This is a genomic window from Streptomyces sp. NBC_00887 (assembly GCF_045207585.1).
Genome location: NZ_CP108788.1, coordinates 9,722,922 through 9,740,379, shown reverse-complemented (window position 1 = coordinate 9,740,379; position 17,458 = coordinate 9,722,922). Strand labels below are relative to the sequence as shown.

General features: G+C 66.5%; 12 protein-coding genes and 1 pseudogene. 6 read left to right on the top strand and 7 right to left on the bottom strand.

What is annotated here, in order from left to right:
- Nucleotides 1-294: 294 nt before the first annotated feature.
- Nucleotides 295-3,942, top strand: a complete 3,648-nt coding sequence (locus tag OG844_RS44385) for a S8 family serine peptidase (protein ID WP_406387498.1) — start codon at nucleotides 295-297, stop codon at nucleotides 3,940-3,942.
- 254 nt (nucleotides 3,943-4,196) lie between these two features.
- On the opposite strand, the gene OG844_RS44380 is transcribed toward OG844_RS44385, so the two are convergent.
- Nucleotides 4,197-4,958: a VOC family protein gene (locus OG844_RS44380; protein WP_406387500.1), complete on the bottom strand. Its 762-nt coding sequence runs from the start codon at nucleotides 4,956-4,958 to the stop codon at nucleotides 4,197-4,199.
- A 744-nt stretch (nucleotides 4,959-5,702) separates the two neighbouring features.
- On the opposite strand from OG844_RS44380, the gene OG844_RS44375 reads away from it, so the two are divergent.
- The gene (locus OG844_RS44375) at nucleotides 5,703-5,879 is read left to right on the top strand and encodes a hypothetical protein (RefSeq protein ID WP_406387502.1); all 177 of its coding nucleotides are present in this window, start codon (nucleotides 5,703-5,705) and stop codon (nucleotides 5,877-5,879) included.
- A 233-nt stretch (nucleotides 5,880-6,112) separates the two neighbouring features.
- On the opposite strand, the gene OG844_RS44370 is transcribed toward OG844_RS44375, so the two are convergent.
- Together OG844_RS44370 and OG844_RS44365 are read right to left on the bottom strand one after the other, a co-directional pair.
- On the bottom strand, nucleotides 6,113-9,439 hold the full coding sequence (locus OG844_RS44370) for a S8 family peptidase (protein ID WP_406387503.1): 3,327 nt from the start codon (nucleotides 9,437-9,439) through the stop codon (nucleotides 6,113-6,115).
- Nucleotides 9,440-10,125: 686 nt separating this feature from the next.
- Complete coding sequence (locus OG844_RS44365) at nucleotides 10,126-10,635, bottom strand: MarR family winged helix-turn-helix transcriptional regulator (RefSeq protein ID WP_406387504.1); 510 nt, start codon at nucleotides 10,633-10,635, stop codon at nucleotides 10,126-10,128.
- A 92-nt stretch (nucleotides 10,636-10,727) separates the two neighbouring features.
- On the opposite strand from OG844_RS44365, the gene OG844_RS44360 reads away from it, so the two are divergent.
- From OG844_RS44360 to OG844_RS44350, 3 genes are read left to right on the top strand one after another with little or no spacing between them, the layout of a single operon-like run.
- Nucleotides 10,728-11,759 (top strand): LLM class flavin-dependent oxidoreductase, encoded by a 1,032-nt coding sequence (locus OG844_RS44360; protein ID WP_406395956.1) that lies wholly within the window; start codon nucleotides 10,728-10,730, stop codon nucleotides 11,757-11,759.
- A 3-nt stretch (nucleotides 11,760-11,762) separates the two neighbouring features.
- The gene (locus OG844_RS44355) at nucleotides 11,763-12,458 is read left to right on the top strand and encodes an NADPH-dependent F420 reductase (RefSeq protein ID WP_406387505.1); all 696 of its coding nucleotides are present in this window, start codon (nucleotides 11,763-11,765) and stop codon (nucleotides 12,456-12,458) included.
- 58 nt (nucleotides 12,459-12,516) lie between these two features.
- The gene (locus OG844_RS44350; protein ID WP_406387506.1) at nucleotides 12,517-12,894 is read left to right on the top strand and encodes a DoxX family protein; all 378 of its coding nucleotides are present in this window, start codon (nucleotides 12,517-12,519) and stop codon (nucleotides 12,892-12,894) included.
- 548 nt (nucleotides 12,895-13,442) lie between these two features.
- On the opposite strand, the gene OG844_RS44345 is transcribed toward OG844_RS44350, so the two are convergent.
- The 3 genes from OG844_RS44345 to OG844_RS44335 form a co-directional block, all read right to left on the bottom strand.
- Nucleotides 13,443-14,090: a DsbA family oxidoreductase gene (locus tag OG844_RS44345; protein WP_406387507.1), complete on the bottom strand. Its 648-nt coding sequence runs from the start codon at nucleotides 14,088-14,090 to the stop codon at nucleotides 13,443-13,445.
- A 763-nt stretch (nucleotides 14,091-14,853) separates the two neighbouring features.
- Nucleotides 14,854-15,216 (bottom strand): UBP-type zinc finger domain-containing protein, encoded by a 363-nt coding sequence (locus tag OG844_RS44340; RefSeq protein WP_406387508.1) that lies wholly within the window; start codon nucleotides 15,214-15,216, stop codon nucleotides 14,854-14,856.
- Between the two features lie 227 nt (nucleotides 15,217-15,443).
- Complete coding sequence (locus tag OG844_RS44335; RefSeq protein ID WP_406387510.1) at nucleotides 15,444-15,926, bottom strand: hypothetical protein; 483 nt, start codon at nucleotides 15,924-15,926, stop codon at nucleotides 15,444-15,446.
- A gap of 76 nt (nucleotides 15,927-16,002) precedes the next feature.
- Here OG844_RS44335 and OG844_RS44330 point away from each other — a divergent pair.
- A pseudogene (locus OG844_RS44330) lies at nucleotides 16,003-16,877 on the top strand (transposase).
- Here OG844_RS44330 and OG844_RS44325 read toward each other — a convergent pair.
- Entirely contained in the window at nucleotides 16,779-17,366 is a 588-nt protein-coding gene (locus OG844_RS44325; RefSeq protein ID WP_406387512.1) for an Imm21 family immunity protein, read from the bottom strand. The pseudogene OG844_RS44330 and the gene OG844_RS44325 overlap by 99 nt on opposite strands.
- Nucleotides 17,367-17,458 lie beyond the last annotated feature (92 nt).

Below are 17,458 nucleotides of genomic sequence, written 5' to 3'. Positions count from 1 at the left end.
GCCTTTGGGACGTGACACCAATGCGACATCTTCACGCGTTGGCCTAGCCGGATTCCCCCTGGATGATGCGTCGGGATACGTGTCCGACATGCTTGTTTGTCTATCTAGGAAATTCCCATGCCTCCATCGCCTTCTTCTGGTCGGCGGGGGGTAGCGCTCGGCATCGCCCTGGCGCTACTCCCTTCCCTCGGCGCTGTCTCGGCGTCTGCATCCCCACCACATGTTGGTTCCGCGGCCAACGGGGCACTCGCAGCGAAGGCAGCAGTGCACAGTGCCGGCACCGCCCCTCGTACCGTGACGTTGCTCAGCGGCGACAAGGTGACCGTTACCGGGAACGGTGCGTCCATGGTCACGACCGTGGAAGGCGCCGACGGCAGTCCGGTATCGGCTCATACCACTCGGATCGATGACGAGACCTACGTGTATCCGCACAAGGTGATGCCGTACGTCTCGTCGGGCGTCCTGGACAAGAACCTCTTCAACATCACCCGGCTGCTTGCCTACGGTTACGACGATGCCAGTACTGACGGTGTGCCGCTGATCGTGCGCTATTCCGACGTCGCCCATGCGCGCGCCAGGGCGGTACCCGCCGGCGCCGCGAGCGTGCGCTCGCTGAGCAGCATCCGGGGTGCAGCTCTGGCGCAGAAGCACGATGATGCTGCGAAGTTCTGGTCCTCCCTCACCAAGGGTGTGAAGCCCGCCGATCTGACTCGCAACACCCTGGGCGGCGCCCTCGGCGGCGCTGCCCGTGCTGTGGGTGGTGCGAAGGCTGCCGCACCGGTGCTGGCCGGTGGTATCGAGCGCGTGTGGCTGGACGGCAAGGTGAAGGCTGATCTGGCCGAGTCGGTCGCCCAGATCGGCGCGCCGCAGGTGTGGCAGGGCGGTAACACGGGGCAGGGCGTCGATGTCGCGGTGCTGGACACCGGTGTTGATGCCGGACATCCCGACCTGGTCAGCCGGATCGCCGCGGCGGACAGCTTTGTTCCCGATGAGACGGCTGTGGACCGCAACGGACACGGCACTCACGTGGCATCGACCATCGCCGGTACCGGCGCGGCTTCCAGCGGCAAGGAGAAGGGGGTCGCCCCCGGTGCCCGGCTGCACGTCGGCAAGGTTCTGGACGACACAGGCGGGGGCCAGACCTCCTGGATTCTGGCCGGCATGGAGTGGGCGGCGCGCCAAGAGCACGCCAAGGTCATCAGCATGAGTCTGGGCAGCCACGATCCCAGTGACGGCTCGGACCCGATGAGCTTGGCCGTCGACGCCCTCAGCGCCGAGACGGGGGCACTGTTCGCCGTTGCCGCAGGTAACAGCGGTCCCAAGGGGGCCATCGGTGCCCCTGGGGCCGCGAACGAGGCGCTGACCGTCGGCGCTGTGGACTCCTCCGACACCCTCGCTGATTTCTCCTCCCGTGGGCCCCGCGTCGTTGATGCCGCCGTCAAGCCGGAGATCACCGCGCCCGGTGTCGACATCCTGGCCGCCCGCTCGCAGTTCTCACCGGGTTCCGGCTCCTACATGCCGCTGAGCGGCACGTCCATGGCCACGCCCCACGTGGCAGGCGTGGCCGCGCTGGTGGCAGCTGCGCACCCCGGGTGGACCGGCCGCCAGATCAAGGACGCGTTGGTCAGCACCGCCAAGGCCACCCCGAAGTTCACGGCCTACCAGGCCGGCAACGGGCGGGTGGACGCCGCAGCAGTCACGTCGGCAACCGTGACCGCCACGGGTGTCGTCTCTGCAGGCTTGCAGTCCTGGCCTGCCGCCCCGGGCACGACTGTTGAGCGGGAGGTGACCTACGCCAACACCTCCGGCACTCCCGTCACCCTTGCTTTGAAGGTCACGGGTTCCGCGGGCACTCCTTCCGGTCTGTTCACCCTGTCGGCTCCGTCGGTGACCGTGCCTGCGCACGGCACCAGCATCGTGACCGTGACCGCACACATGGACGCGGCTTCCTCGGGCAGGGTGTATGACGCCCGCATCGAGGCTGCAGCCGGCGGTTCGGTGAAGGTGGCCACCGCGGTGGGCATCAGTACCCAGAGCGAACAGTTCAAGATGACGATCATCCCCAAGGATCGTTCCGGGCAGATCGTCACGGAGGACACGCTGCTGTTCTTGCAGCAAGGCCAGTACCCCGGCCTCGCTGGATGGGCCACCATCAACGGCCCGGTCGCCTTCATGGTCGACAAGGGCTCATGGACTGTCGCCACAACCATCCCTGTGCAGGGCGCCAACGGCCCGCGCTCGCGTGGCATGGCCCTTGTCGCCGAACCGGACTTCGTTCTGAACCGCGACGCCACTCTCACCATGGACGCCTCCAAGGCACGCCGTATGAATGCGGCCACTCCGAAGGAGTCCGTCACCACCGCGATGCGCGTCGACTACAGCCGTACGCGCGAGGCCTCCGGCTCCTTCGAGTGGAACTTCGGCTTCTGGCCCGACTACGACAGCTTCTACGCATCGGCCACCGGTAAGAAGGTCAGTGACGGTGACTTCACCGTACGGGCCCGTTGGCGCAACGAACAGCCGGCGCTGAAGCTCACCTCGGAGAAGAGTCCCGTCGACGACATCCTCGTTCGCCGTGGGGCCAAGCCGCTCCCCAAGGGGAACAGCCGGCCTGACGCTGTCTACCTCGGACAGGGTGCACCCGCCGACTACGCCGGCCGCAAGGTACGCGGGAAGGCCGCTGTTGTGCGGCGCAATGACACCGTGCCACTGCCCGACCAGACGGCGGCCGCCGCCGCGGCCGGGGCCACCATGCTGATCGTGGTCGATAACGGCGTCAACTGGCGGCTGGACCCGCGCACGCAGGTCACCCCGCCGCTTACGGTCGTATCCGTCGGCGTCGACCAGGGTGAGCGTTTGATCCGCCGCCTCACCACGTCTGGCAACCCCACCGTGCAGGTGTTCTCCCACCCGGCCACCGAGTACTTGTACGACCTGACACATGTCTGGGACGGCGCTCTGCCGGCTGACATGACCTACCGTCCTGGCGTCAAGGAACTTGCCAAGGTCGAGATGGCGTTCAACAACTACCGTGCGGCCGACGCCCAGGAGTACCGGTACGACATCTGGCCCGGATTCTCACTGCTGGGGCTGGGCAGGGAACTCCCGCGCCCCGCGCAGGGCACCCGTACCGACTGGGTCTCAACCGGCTCCGGCGTTCAGTGGGCACAGGCCGCCACCGTTCTCGAAGAGGTCAGGGTTGTGGCGCCGCAGCGCTCCTACGCGCCCAACAGAACCACCCGCGATCAATGGTTCGCCCCGATCGCCCGGCCCCGCCTCAACTTCGCGACCCCCGGCTCAGTCACCTGGCGGCAGGACGACATGATGTTCGTCGACGTCCCAGGCTGGGGCGACGCCGGCACCCGCCGTGAGGGATACGCGCGCTCCGCGGACGCCAAGGCCACGGCGTCGCTCTATCAGGGCAGCACCCTGTTGAAAACCTTCGACGGCACTTACGCCTACACCGACGGCCTGAAGCCGGTGCCGCTGCCGTACCGGTACGTCCTCACCACTGCCCGCGGCAACGGGGCCAATCCGTACTCCACCTCCACCAAGACGGCATGGGACTTCATCTCCGCCCCCGGCGCGCCGAACCGGGGCGTCGCCCTGCCGCTGATCCAGCTCGACTACGACGTCGATACCGACGTCAAGGGCAGAACCCACCGTGACGCGCGCGTCAGTGTCACTGCTTCGCACCTGACGTCGCCCGACCCCGGACAGCACCTCCCGCCCACCTCGGCCATCGGCAAGGTCAGCCTGGAGCTCTCCTACGACGACGGCGCCACGTGGCACAAGGCCCCGCTGACCCACATCGGCGGCAGCTGGCGCACCACCCTGGACGCCCCGAAGCGGGCCTCGTACGTCACCATCCGCGCGACGGCCAGTGACGACCAGGGCAATGCGGTGAACCAGACCATCACCAGGGCCTTCGGCCTGAAGTAGCTCTGCGACAGCGGGCCGGAGCGGGCACCATGCTCCGGCCCGCTGCGTGGAGGTGTGGTCCGGTAGCCGTGATCGGAACTGTTTCTGGCTTCGCGAACCCTCTATTTCCGTCGAAGATCGCCAATCGGCAGGCCGAGCGCAGGTGCACTGCAGGACAGGCCGTGGGAAGAACACACGGCACGGCCAAGGGGTGCCCAATTCGCCAACCCGTCGTCCCTGCGGACTAGTTATCGTCCAGGTCCGGCGACATCGCTTCAGACCTTGGAGATGGCGAAGATGCCGCCTTCGGAGTCACGGATCACGTGTGCTTCCCCTGCCCCGGCCACCCGGGAGGACATGCCTCCGGCATCCACTGCGGCAGCCGCTGTGCCGGGGGGGTCCTCCACGTGAAAGTCGACGATCCACCGAGGCCAGATCTGGAGACCGAAGTCGGCTTCGTTGCCTCCTTCACGCAGCACAGCGACGGTCTGTCCACCAGCTTGGACGCCGATCTGGTTGTGGTCGTGGTCAAGATGGAAGTCGGGCTCGGCCCATTTGAAGACCTGGGTGTAGAAGCTGGCGGCATTGCGTGCGTCGCGGGTCTGCAGAGCGAGCCGGGCCGGAGCAGCTCCGTCTCCAACCGACCAGGCCAGAGTGGGGCCTTCCCAGAATCCGAAGACCGCTCCATCTGGATCCGCGGCCAGGCCTGCGCGGCCGCCGCCCATGGCAATCGGGCCGATAGCGACAATGCCTCCCCGTTCTCTGATCCGGGCTCCGGCTTGGTCCGCGTCCGTCACTGCAAAGTATGGCGTCCAGACTGCAGGAAGGCAGATTGAGTTCGAGCGGGAGCCGACCCCAGCGACAGGGCTGCCACCACTGGCCAGGGCGACCGAGAACTCATCACCGAGGCCACTGTTCCTGAACTCCCAGCTCAGCACCGCTCGGTAGAACGCATGTGCGGCCTCGAGGTCATGGCTCATCAAGTTCACCCAGCATGGTGCGCCGATCACCGGGACATTCTGCTTAAGGGCTGTCATCGCTTTCCCGCTCCCATACATCGGCGTCCGGGTAACTGGTGTCGGATTCCCCTTGCCGAATAGGCCGAAGGGGAGGTGGGGCGGCCAGTTCGTCGTCACGGCCTGTCACCCACTCTAATCGTTCACCATTATTTCGACCCGGATTGTCGCCCCGTCCGCGACGTCGGAATCGGCGGGTCCACTGTCCTCCGCAATCGATCTTGACGACTCGAACGCGCACACCGTTCCCCACTTAACTCAACGAGCGAGCCCCGTGCAGGACGCCGCCTTAAGAGGGACAACTCAGCCCGGACCACAGGATGCTCCGAGACTTCGGTGAAGACATGGGAAATCAACTCTCCGAGCCCAAGGGAATAAACCGTCGCGGCAGTGGAGCGCAACTCGTCCAGTGTCCACCAGCGGCCGGCAGGACGTGGTCGGTCTGGGTGGCTCCGGCCGGATCGATATCGCGCGCCAACAAATACTGCCTTGGCGGCCGACGCCGGGCTGCTCATTGCTTCAGTGAGAGGCGGTTTTGTCGTGCGATTCGCCGTACAGGACACTTTTGCGCCCCCGGGACGCGTGCTGATCCGCACACACGATCGCAGTCCAGCGAGACCGCCCCGTTCCGATTCTCATCAGTGCCGGAATCGAGCGCCACGGGAGGTGGCATGGCACCCTGGTAAGAGAAGCGTCGGCGTGATTCGGCCGGTCCGTTAACCAGACCGGGAAGCGAACCTGATCGCCGAATTCACAGGAGGCACCATGCACGACCTGCGCAGGCTCGTGCGAGCGAAGGCGCTCAAAGCCCGCGGCCTGATCGAGGAGTCCTACGGACACGCGCTAAATGACGAAGGACTCAAAAGGGAAGGCCGTCGCCTGCGCACGGCCGCTCAGGAACAGGAGCGCCTGCTCCGAGGCGCGGGATCGGCGGACCATTGAACATCGACGCTGATGACCGGCTCGGCGCCTGCTGGCCCCGCCGTCGGGCGCTGTGCATGTCGATCGCCGCTTCGTAGCGGTTTCTACGGCCACCAGTGCTTCGCCGCTGGGACCAGTAGTTGCAGCTCGCAGGGTGACTGGGGAGGTTCACTGCGGCACTTGCAGGTCTCTCGAAGGTCCATGACGCAGGCCCCCGCTGCTGGCGGGGGCCTGCGTTTCGGTCGATGGCGGTTCTACTTGGTCAGGTACGCGTCGTAGATGGTTTCGTTGACGGCGTTGCCTTGCTTGTCGACTGCTTGGGCCTTGAAGGAGACGCTGCCGCCGGCTTCGGGGTTGGTGATTTGGACCCGTCCGTTACGCACGGGCTGCTCGTGCCAGTGGGCTCCGTGGTCGTAGGAGACTTGGACTCGCAGGGACTTGAGGTTTCGTCCCGCTGCAGAGCCCTTCACAGTCACTGGTACGGCCATCTTCGCCCTTGCCTTGGCGGTGTTGTCCAGGGACAGCTTGGGGGTGAAGCGCACGACGGATACGGGAAGTACGGTGATTCCCGGTGCGTATTCAGAGGAGAATGTCCAGCTCGCGGTGACGTTCGTGGAGACGTCGGTGACTGCGCCGCGGGCGATCGAGGCAGTCAGTCGGTAGTCGGTTCGCTCGTTGGCCGCGATGTAGAAGAAGTCCATCGGGTAGATGCTCGTGCGGAGCATCTCTCCGTTGCCGTATAGGGTCGTTTGAGCACTTTCATACGCCGAGTTGTTGTTGCTTTCGTTACCGCTGCCGTCCGACAGAATCGGCAGGGTTCCCAAGAGCGCCTCGTCGGCCCGCACGAAGCCGGCGCCCTCCGGGAGGTCGGGGCCGAAGACGCCCATGTTGAATTCGTGCCGGTAGGAGCGGCCCGGCGTGAACGTCCGTACGGGTGAGGTGTAGTTGCTCTCGAAGTTGTTGTGTGTATCCACCTGGTCGAACAGCAGCAGCCACGAGGGATTTTCCGACAACAAGTGGAGTGTCGTTGTGTCGGGGAGAGGCCGCTCGGTGCCGAGACCAGCACCGTTCTCCGTAACAGGGGTGACGAACCCGATTTTGCCTCTCGCCGGTGCTCCGAGACTCACCCTGACCTTCGAAAGTTCGCGGTCCCTGACGTGGTGCGTGAAGCCGGTCAGTAGTTTGTCGCCCTTCGGCTCGTACACCAGATGGTATTCATCGTGACCCTTGGCTCCGGTGGAGAACGAGAGACTGAGCTGTTGGCTCAGCCGGAGATCAGGGTTCACCTTCGGGCCCAGGTGGGCGGAATGAAATTCTTTGAAGGATGCGACGAAGACACCGAACCCGCTGCCAACTCCGTCAACCGGATCGGCGTGTGCACTGATGTGGCCAAAGATTTGGCTGACAGTGCGGCCTGGGACCGTAACGTCGATCTCCCGGGCGGTGCGGGCATCCAACGTGACCGTGGTGTCCTTGGTGATCTCAAGCATGGGCTGGTTGATCCAGTCAATGCCCTGGGCGGTCGACCCGGCAGGGTCGACTCTGAGCATGCTGTTGAGGAAGTACTGCCCCCTGGGGACCCGCACCGAGTATGTGTCTCCAAAAAGGAGGACGGATGCGCCCGCGGCGGGACCGGCCATGCCCACCATGTATGCATCCCAGGAGGGGGCGGCAGCGGGCTTGCCCTTGCGGTCCAGGGGCTTCACGGTGAGAGTGAATCTCTCCGCCTCACGGTCCACTGCGAGTGCGGTGCCGACTGTCTGCCCGTCTCCTTCAGCTGTGATCCGCCCGGTAAAGGCACCCACTGTGTCGCCGCCGAGTCGGGTATCGGCGGTGACCTTCACGGTCGCCTCGCCGTGCGGCGCGATGGTGACCTGGTCGTCGAAGGTGAACATTCCGTTGGGCACGGGGCTGCCGTCAGGGCCGGTGGCATCCATGGTCAGCTTGAGGGTTATGGCGGCACTGCCCATGTTGCGGTAGGTGAGGTTCTTACTGACCGGCTGATCATCGGTGTGCGGCCACAGTGCAATACCGAAGGAGAGGGACGCCTCCCGGGTGGTCACCGTCTGCTTGATCGCCTTGCGCAGGTCGACCCGGCCCGAGCCCTGCTCAAACGGTGTGTACGCGCCCGGCGTTGTTGAGGTGAGCAGCGCCTTCTTGATGTCATCGCCAGTCCAGTCGGGATGCTGCTGGGCGAGAAGCGCAGCGGCACCGGCGACGTGCGGGGTGGCCATGGAGGTACCGCTGAGGCCCACGTACCCTTCGGCTACTTGATCACCCCTGTCAGCAAGCAGGCTGCCTTTCGCAGCTGCGGCTGCAATGGCCACTCCGGGTGCCGTGAGGTCGGGTTTGATCCCAGAGTCGCCGATGCGGGGGCCTGTGCTGGAGAACGGAGCGAGACGGTCTTGCTTGTCCACAGCTCCGACGGTGAGAGCGGCTTCCGCACTGCCGGGTGTGCCGACCGTACCGGAGCCTTCCTGGCCGTTGTTTCCGGCCGCGATGACGAAGAGGGTTCCGCTCTCGGCCGACAGCTTGTTGACGGCCGCCTCCACCGGGTCGATCCCTGGAGTGTCGTAGGTGCCCAGGCTGACGTTGGCGACATCCGCCTTCTGCGCTGCCGCCCATTCCATGCCGACGATTACGCCGGAGAGGCTGCCGGTGCCCTCGTCGTTGAGCACTTTGCCGTTCAGGATGCGGGCGCCGGGCGCTACTCCTTTGTATGTGCCTTCTGACTTGGCCCCGGTGCCGGCCGCGATGGACGCTACGTGCGTGCCGTGGCCGTACAGGTCCTGCGTGTTCAGTGAGGTGGAGAAGTTGCGCTCAGCAATGACCTGCCCCGCGAGATCGGGGTGGGTGGCATCAACGCCGCTGTCCAGGATGGCGATGCGTGTGCCCGTGCCGTCGAAGCCGGCCGCCCACGCTTCGGGGGCGCCGATTTGCGGCACGCTCTGGTCGAGAGTTGCTTGGACCACCCCGTCGAGCCACACCGAGGCGACGCCCGGTGTAGCGGTTCGGCTCGTCGCGGTGGCAGGTCCGTCCGTGAGCGTGGACCAGAGTTGTGTAGAGCCGTTCGCAGGGGCGGTGACCGCGTCGGCGTTGACGCTCGCCAAGGTGTGCTCGACCTCGGCACCTGTGATGGAGCGAATGGCTTTCCTGGACTTGGGACGTGTCTCGTCGTACATCACGATGAGGCCCAGGCCCGGACGCTGTGCGTAAGCGGGAGTACTCAATGTGGTGATGTCGAAGAGGCGCCGGTCCAGCCAGCCGCTGCGTACCAGGCTCCGTGCGTCATCCGGCATGGCATAGGTGTGCTTGCCGATGGTCTCTGTCCGGATGGGTATGTGCTCTCGCCCCTTGGCGGGGCGCACGGAACGGATTTCGCCCTTTGCGTTCACCCCGATCCGGTCACCTGTGATCAGGGGGATCCACCGTTGAGCTGTTTCGGTTGGGGTGCCCTTGACTGCGGAGCTGGGCCCGAACGCCGACGTCGGCGTCGGCACCAGGACCGAGCCGGGTGGATCTGCGAGTGCCAGGGATACCGAGGGGGTCAGGGCGACCAACAGCATACTGATGCCCACCATTGCGCCCAGGGCATGTTTCGGGGACGTGGGTTTCACGGCTTCCTCTCGCTCGTTCACCTTGTGTCCACCCATGGATCGCATGGCTGGATCAGGTTGCGGCGGACAGCGCGGCACAAGCGTGTAGCAGATGCCAACGGATGACCGCGTCCAGGAGTTAGTTGCTAAATACGGCCATGGTTAAGGGACTGTCGGCCGGAATTCCCGTAGGCGTGAACTGACAGACAGACGTGACGAGTCGTCGAAGACTCGTAAATCATCGTGATGGCTGTCCTCCCACTCAAGAGGCGGCTCTGGCGATCTTGCGCCATGACTCATTCGTGCCATGCAGGGGCGGACACGCGGGCGGGGTGTGTGGGAGCGGGTTTCAAGCCCTGGAGGGGCGCACCCGAGCGGAGCCGCGTGCCGCCTGATGCGCGGCAGCGTCGATGGCCGAGCTGTCGACGGGCCAACTGTGAGTTGGGGCGTCGTCCCCGGTGAAGAAGCTCGCGGGCCCTGGCGGCGCGGGCCTTGATGGGCATGGCCTGGGTCTGGACGGTCTTGGTCGCGATCGTCAACGCCTCGGGCACACCAACCGTTTCGTGGCGCTCCTCACCGGCGTCCGCTCCTTGGGGAGGTACCGGGTTCGGTCGATGACGGCGTGGCCGCGGGTGGGATAGCCCCCTCCGGATGGTCGGCGGTCATCCGGGTCAGCGGTTGGCTTCGGTGCCCGGGTTTCGCTTGGGGGTGTGCGTGTTCGGGCGGCGCAGGTCGAGGTGGGTGTGCAGGGCAGCAGCGATCTCGCCCGCGGCGGCGAGCTGGTCGGGCGACAGGGCGTCGATGAACAGCTCGCGGACGGCGCGCAGGTGCGGGAAGGTGGCCGTCTCGAATGCCTTGGCGCCGGTGGGCGCCATGGCGATGTCCGCGCCGCGGCTGTCGGTGGAGCACTTCTCGCGACGGATCAGCCCGCGTCGTTCCATGCGGCCCAGGTGATGGGACAGGCGGCTGCGTTCCCAGCCGATCACCACGGCCAGTTCGGAGGACCGGAGTCGGCCGTGCTCGGCCTCGCTCAGCGCGAGCAGGACGGCGTAGTCGCCTGGGGACAGATCGGTGTCGTCCTGCAGGCGGGCGGCAAGGATTGTTCGCAGCGCTTCGGTGGTCTCGATGAAGTCCCGCCAGGTGCGCAGTTCCTCGCGGGTGGGCAGTTTCCGTTCCGGCATGGTCACATTCCCTCTTACTTGACGCGTCAAGCATATGACGTCATAGTTGAAGCGTCAACATTGACATGTCAATCATCGCGGAAGTGAACACCATGGAAGACCTTGTGCTGGGCCTGGACACCTTCGGCGACATCCCGGCGGACGACTCCGGTATGCCGGTCTCCCACGCCGCTGCCATCCGGCAGGTCGTGGAAGAGGCCGTACTCGCCGACGAACTCGGCGTCGACGTCATCGCCGTCGGTGAGCACCACCGCCCGGAGTACTCGATCTCCACCCCGGAGACCGTCCTGGCCGGCATCGCCTCCCGCACCTCGCGCATCAAGCTCGCCTCCGGCGTGACCGTGCTGAGCTCCGATGACCCGGTGCGCGTCTTCCAGCGTTTCGCCACCGTGGACGCGATCTCCCGCGGCCGCGCCCAGACAATCTTGGGCCGCGGCTCGTTCACCGAGTCCTTCCCGCTGTTCGGCTACGACCTGAGCGACTACGACCTGCTGTTCGAGGAGAAGCTCGAACTGTTCGTGAAACTGCTGGACGAGGAGCCGGTCACCTGGAGCGGCACCACCCGCGCCGCCCTGGACAACGCCGAGGTGTTCCCCAAGACCGAGTCCGGCCGCCTGGACACCTGGGTCGGCGTCGGCGGCTCCCCCCAGTCTCTGGTTCGCACCGCACGGCACGGCCTGCCACTCATGCTCGCGATCATCGGCGGCTCCCCTGAGCGCTTCGAGCCCCACATCGACCTGTACCGGCGGGCCGCCGAACAGTTCGGCACGCACCCCCACCCCGTGGGTATGCACTCGCCCGGATTCGTGGCCGACACCGACGAAGAGGCCAAGGAGCTGTACTACCCGTCCTACAAGGTGATACGGGACCGGATCGGCGCGCTGCGCGGCTGGCCGCCGGTGCGCCGCGCCGAATTCGACGCAGAGGTCGAGCACGGCTCGATGTACATCGGCGCGCCCGAGACCGTCGCCCGCAAGATCGCCCGCACGATCACGGCGCTGGGCGTGGGCCGCTTCGACATGATCTACAGCGCCGGGGACCAGCCGGCCTCGGCACGCATGCGCACGGTCGAGCTGTTCGGTGCGAAGGTGGCGCCCATGGTCCGCGACATCCTGGCGGGTTGAGCCATGACCACCCTCGGCGTCCTGGGCGCCGGCAAGGTCGGCACCGTCCTGGCCCGGCTCGCCGTCGCCGCAGGCTACGACGTTCTGATCGCCGGCTCCGGCGACCCGGCCAGGATCGCCCTCATCGTGGACGTCCTCACGCCCGGTGCCCTCCCGGTGACCACGGACCAGGCCGCCCAGCGCGCCGACATCGTCGTGTCTGCCCTGCCTCTGGGCAAGCACCGCGCCCTGCCTGCTGACGCGTTGGCCGGCAAGCTCGTGATCGACGCCATGAACTACTGGTGGGAGGTCGACGGCGTCCGGGACGACCTCACCGACCCGCGCACCTCCTCCAGCGAGATCGTGCAGGCCTTCCTCCCGCAGTCACGGATCGTCAAAGCCTTCAACCACATGGGCTACCACGATCTCGAGGAAGGCGCCCGCCCGCCCGGCGTCCCCGATCGCAAGGCGATCGCGATCGCCGGAGACGACCCGGACGACCTCACCGTGACCGCGGCCCTGGTCGACGCCCTCGGCTTCGACCCGGTCGTGGCCGGGGCACTGGCCGAAGGTGTGCGCATGCAGCCCGGCACCGAGCTGTTCGGCGCCAACACCGACGCCGCGGACCTGCGGGCGATGCTGGACCGTTTCCCGGCCTCTGACTCCGGCCGCATGCTCGCCCAGGCCCGCGCCACACCACCCCGCAACGCCCATCACTGACCCCCACCACGCCCACCCCTACCAACGCGCCATTGCGCTTACAGTCAGGAAAAGAAAAATGAACGTCGTCCTGTGGATCAGCGCCAGCTTGCTGGCCGTCCTCTTCCTCGGCGGCGGCGCGGCCAAGCTGCTCCAGCCCAAGGAAAAGCTGGCCGCCAGCCCCAACATGGCCTGGGCCGAGCCGTTCTCCCCCGCCATGATCAAGCTGATCGGCCTCGCCGAGGTCCTCGCCGCGATCGGCCTGATCCTCCCCGCGCTGCTGAACGTCGCCCCCCTCCTCGTCCCCCTGGCCGCCACCGGGCTGATCCTGATGATGATCGGCGCCATGACCGTGCACGGCCGCCGCAAGGAGAACCAGGCCGTCGTCATAAACGTGATCCTGCTCGTCTTGGCCGCCTTCGTTGCCTGGGGCCGCTTCGGCCCACACGCATTCTGAACCGGCCGAACAACCAACCAGCGACGACGCGCACGATCGTGCGCGTCGTCGCTGGTTCAGCTGAGTGGACGATCTGTGGCCGAAGGACCGCCTTCGTCCGGCTGCCCAAGTCGCAGGGTCAGGGGCTGTCCTGCCCCTCATGCCGAGGGCAATCCGCTTGAGTTGCTCGATGTCCGGTGCGGGCTCGTTGCCCGGTGGCCGGCAACCGGTAGGAGCCCTCATCGACGGCCGTGATCGCCACCCCAGACCGTCCTTTCGGAAGGTGTCGACGATCCAATCGACCGCGCCTGGAGCTCCGCGGCGAGCGGGGCTTTTCCGAACACTGAAGCGGTGCCGTCGGACACGGCGTTAGCCTTCCGGAACCGTTCCGCCGTGGTGGGATCGTCAGGCCTCCAGCGCTGAGCGTTCACCGGCACAAGGCACTCGCCGCGGTCGTCATCGACCATGACGTGCGCGAGGCCGTCCGCCCCGCCTTCCCGCACCACGCGCAGCTCGGCAGGAAGGGTGCCCCGGCGGCCCGCGCCAACCGACTGGCGTCGTCGGAGCCGTTACGCAGCCGGCCGATCCGCCCAAGCCTGTTCCAGTGCCTGGGTAAACGCCTCGGGTGACTGGACACCACTCACCCCGTAGCTCCGGTCCAGCACGAAGAAAGGCACGCCGCCCGTGCCGAGTTCCGCGGCAAGTCGCTCGTCGGACCGCACTTCTTCGGCGAACGCGTCCGGATTGTCGAGCACCTCTCGCACCTCCGCCTCGCCCAGCCCCGCCTCCACGCCTACGCCCACCAGGGTCTCCCGGTCGTAGATCGAGGCTTCCTCCGCGAAGTTGACCCGGAAGGCGAGGTCCAGGAGCTTGCCCTGCAAGCCGCGGGTGCCGGCGAAGTGCGAGAGACGGTACACGTCAAAGGTGTTCCCGAAGACACGTCCGCCGACGCGGAACTCAAGGCCAACGGCGTTCGCCATGGCCGCGGCCTGCTCCTCCCGCGCGACCTGCTGCTCGCGGGTGCGACCGTACTGTGCCGCGACCGCGTCGATGATCGGAACCGTGCCGTTCTCGGCCTGGGGATTGAGCTCGAAGGATCGGTGCACGACCTCGACCTGGTCACGGTGCGCGAAGGCGGCGAGCCCTCTACTGAAGTGCTCCCGACCTATGTAGCACCACGGGCAAGCGACATCGGTCCACATGTCGACACGCATCATCTGGAATCTCCTCTATGCGGGGGCGGCGGGCTTCCAGCGCCCGGCACGGAATGAAGGGATGCCCGATCAGCCCATCACACCGAGTGACATCCCAATGCTGACCAGTACCTCTCTCACGAGAATAGACGACCGACCATCTTTTGCCAACGTGCCTGGTGGAAGGCCTTGTGTTCGCTGGAAGCTGCTAGATCGAGTGCAACGGATCCTTCCGCGCCGCCGTCGGCGGCACCGCGGAGGGTCATCAAGCTCGGCACGGCAGGGCACAGAGGGAGACTGGCAGCTCCACGCCCCCGGACCCCTTGTGCTCGGTGGTTCAGTTCGCGGAACCGATGTCGGGGCTCATGCGGTGCCGCGGTGGAGACGGGGCGGTCACTGTGCGGTGGACGCTGTTGCCGAGTGCGTCGGTCACGGCGACCCGCAGCGCGACGGAGGCTCAGTGGTGCGCCGGGCTGGGCTCCAGGTCGAACGTCGTCGCACAACGCTTCCATCTTGAGAGACGTCACGGGCGGCCATATCGTCCTGTGCGGACTCAGTCCGGCACCGCGCGTACTATCCCGGCCCACCGCGTTCTGCGCGTCATCCGGCACGTCGTAGTCGAGCTGGAGGAGCGGCAGGAAGCCGCCATCTTTGCTTCGCAGCAGACACCAGGCCGGTTCGCACGTTCCGTCGTCCTCGGGCAGAGGGCATCCAACACGCCATCGCAGCCGCCTGCTTTGCAGGTCCGGACTTGGCGGTCGGAGCCTTGGCTGCCATGAGCGCTGTGTCAGTGCAGTTGCTGCTGCCAGTCGGCCGGTACAGGCCCAGCAGGTCCGGGCGCGGGCTGTGCAAGCGGGCGGGCGGTGGGTTCGGAAAGTTCGGGGCCATCCTTGTAGTACTGCTCGGTCTGCACGTTCCAGAACCAGCTCTCGCCCGGCTCAAAACTGGTGAGGAATGGGTGGCCCGATTCCATCGCGTGGCGTGTCCCATGCCGTGAGGGGGACGAGTCGCAGCAGCCTATGTGCCCGCACTCGGCGCACCGTCGCAAGTGCATCCACCACCCTGGCCCATCACCCGCCAGGCACTCGACACATCCGGTGCCGCTGGGTCGTGCGGTCGGGTCGATACCGGCAATCCGGTCGCCTGCCATGGGCTGCTCCTCGATCGTTGTCGAACCCTGGAGGCACTCATGCCCTCGTAGCCAGGTTCGCGCCGTGAGCACGTGATCGCCAGTCGCCCCGGCCACAGGGTCGGTGCGTTCACCTGGCCGCTCACGGAACAATCGGGGTGCTGGGAAGCTACGCGCTCCCCGGCTCGGCGCTGGCAACCATCCCCGCTGCCTCGCCCCAGCAACCGGAGAGCTGGGCGCTGGCCCGGTCATGTGGCTGATCGCCGAAGGGTCTCCCTCCATTCGTCTCTCACTTCGCGGGATTCATCCATAGCGGGATCGCGCCTTCCGCCGGGTGCATAGGCCGGGGACCGGTCTGCGCGGAGCGGTATGTGGGCGCAATACCAGGCCCGCTCAGCGCCTGCCTGCTCGGCGTCCGTGCCGGTCTGTCGATAGTCGAGCAGGGCGGTCATGACCCGGTGGCGCCCGAAGGCATAGACCGCTGGTTCGACGAACCAGAGGCAGAAGCTGGGGTCCGGGTCATAGACGGCTGCAGCCATCAACGGGGCGAAGAACTCTTCGGGCAGGTTGGCACGTTGGAGCAGTGGCTTGCGCACCGCATGGGCCAGGTGCCGTGCGCGGCGTGCTTCCGGTACGTCGGCCGCGTTCCCGAGATCCATCAGCCGCGCCACCTCGGTGGCGCATGACAGGAATGAGCGTGCAGCTGCCTCGTTGTGCTCTTCGTCCGCCATGGCGACATTCTGAACCTGCTCAGGCCGAGAGGGTACGGGACGATGATTGCTTCTCACCGAGTGAAACGATCACGTCGTGGCTGGTGCGATATCGGCGTCGGTGCCGTCCTGGCTAGAGCCCTTCACTGGGCTGAGCTCGTGCTGTTCGGCAAGAGTTGGTTGCCTCGGTACGACGCGAGCAAGGCGTGGATCAGCAGCGCGGCCGGCCCTGGAGCCTGTCGCTAGAGGACCGTGTCCTGCTGGTGGCGGCGTACTGGCGCACGACCTTAACGATGCGCCAGCTTGCTCCGTTGTTCGGGATCTCCAAGTCGGCCGCGGACCGGATCATCGACCATATTGGGCCGTTGCTGGCGCTCCGGCAGCGGAACCAGTTCCGCAAGGACACCGTGCTCATTGTCGACGGGACCTAGTGCCACCCGCGATCACTCGGTGGCCAAGCAGTCGAAGAGCTACCGCTACTCCACTGCCCACCAGGTCGTCATCGACGCTGACGCCCGACTGGTCGTGGTGGTCAGCCGGCCCTTGCCGGGAAGCCGCCACGACTCCCATGGCTGGGAGGAGTCCGGGGCCAAGGCTGCCGTCGGCACCACAATGACGATCGCCGACGGCGGCTACCAGGGCACCGGCCTGGTCATCTCGCACCGCCGCCGTAAAGGCGAAGAACTCCCGCCCTGGAGGGAGAAGCACAATCGCTCCCACAAACAGGTCCGCGCCCGCGTCGAGCACACCTTCGCCCGGATGACGAGCTGGAAGATCCTGCGCGACTGCGCCTCAAAGGACGGCGTGCACCACGCCATGCTCGGCATCGCTCATCTGCACAACCTTGCGCGCGCGACTGACCGCACCCGGCGTTCAGGATTCGGCGGGCAGGAGCTGGACCAGGCCGACCCAGTTCTCCTCGTCCACCTTGGTCTGTGTGGCGCGGACCCGCCAGCGGCCGGCGGGCAGTGAGACCGGTGCCACGGTGGGCATCCCGCCGTAGGGGTACTCGATGCCCAAGTCCGAACCCGCCCATGCGGAGTCCATGAGTACCGCCGGACCGTCCGAGACCCAGGTGCCGCTCTCATCCCACTCCGTGGCCGGATCTGCGAGGGCAGTGTCTGCCGCGGCACTCAGTCCGGCCTCGGAGTCGGCAGCGAGCCACCGCAGAAACACTCGGTGCTGCGGCAGATAGCAACTGGTCGCCGGCTCATCGGCCAGCACCAGTGCTTGCGCACCGTTCGCGTCAACAGGGATCACACCGGCCAGATCGTCCACCGCGCAGGCCCGGTCGTAGTCGTCCGGGGCGGTGGAGTCTCCCGCCATAAGACCACTCTCCGTACTCCCGCCCCAGGAGGCCAGGGCAGAGACGGGGACGACGATGAGAGGGCCGCCCATCGACTCCACCCAGACAGGGAAGGGGCCGGAGGCATCGTCTGCAGTGGATGAAGGGTTAACCATGCGAGCCAGTGTGCCCTCGCCCTCTGACAACGTCCCTGCGCTCATGGGAACCCAGCACGGGAAAGCTCAACGTCGCAAGCAGCAGTTACGGG

Excerpts from the sequence above, each read along its gene's own strand:
- OG844_RS44380 (WP_406387500.1), bottom strand. The coding sequence starts at position 4,958 with ATGACAGCCCTTAAGCAGAATGTCCCGGTGATCGGCGCACCATGCTGG.
- OG844_RS44375 (WP_406387502.1), top strand. The coding sequence starts at position 5,703 with ATGCACGACCTGCGCAGGCTCGTGCGAGCGAAGGCGCTCAAAGCCCGC.
- OG844_RS44370 (WP_406387503.1), bottom strand. The coding sequence starts at position 9,439 with ATGGTGGGCATCAGTATGCTGTTGGTCGCCCTGACCCCCTCGGTATCC.
- OG844_RS44365 (WP_406387504.1), bottom strand. The coding sequence starts at position 10,635 with ATGCCGGAACGGAAACTGCCCACCCGCGAGGAACTGCGCACCTGGCGG.
- OG844_RS44360 (WP_406395956.1), top strand. The coding sequence starts at position 10,728 with ATGGAAGACCTTGTGCTGGGCCTGGACACCTTCGGCGACATCCCGGCG.
- OG844_RS44355 (WP_406387505.1), top strand. The coding sequence starts at position 11,763 with ATGACCACCCTCGGCGTCCTGGGCGCCGGCAAGGTCGGCACCGTCCTG.
- OG844_RS44350 (WP_406387506.1), top strand. The coding sequence starts at position 12,517 with ATGAACGTCGTCCTGTGGATCAGCGCCAGCTTGCTGGCCGTCCTCTTC.
- OG844_RS44345 (WP_406387507.1), bottom strand. The coding sequence starts at position 14,090 with ATGATGCGTGTCGACATGTGGACCGATGTCGCTTGCCCGTGGTGCTAC.
- OG844_RS44340 (WP_406387508.1), bottom strand. The coding sequence starts at position 15,216 with ATGGCAGGCGACCGGATTGCCGGTATCGACCCGACCGCACGACCCAGC.
- OG844_RS44335 (WP_406387510.1), bottom strand. The coding sequence starts at position 15,926 with ATGGCGGACGAAGAGCACAACGAGGCAGCTGCACGCTCATTCCTGTCA.
- OG844_RS44325 (WP_406387512.1), bottom strand. The coding sequence starts at position 17,366 with ATGGTTAACCCTTCATCCACTGCAGACGATGCCTCCGGCCCCTTCCCT.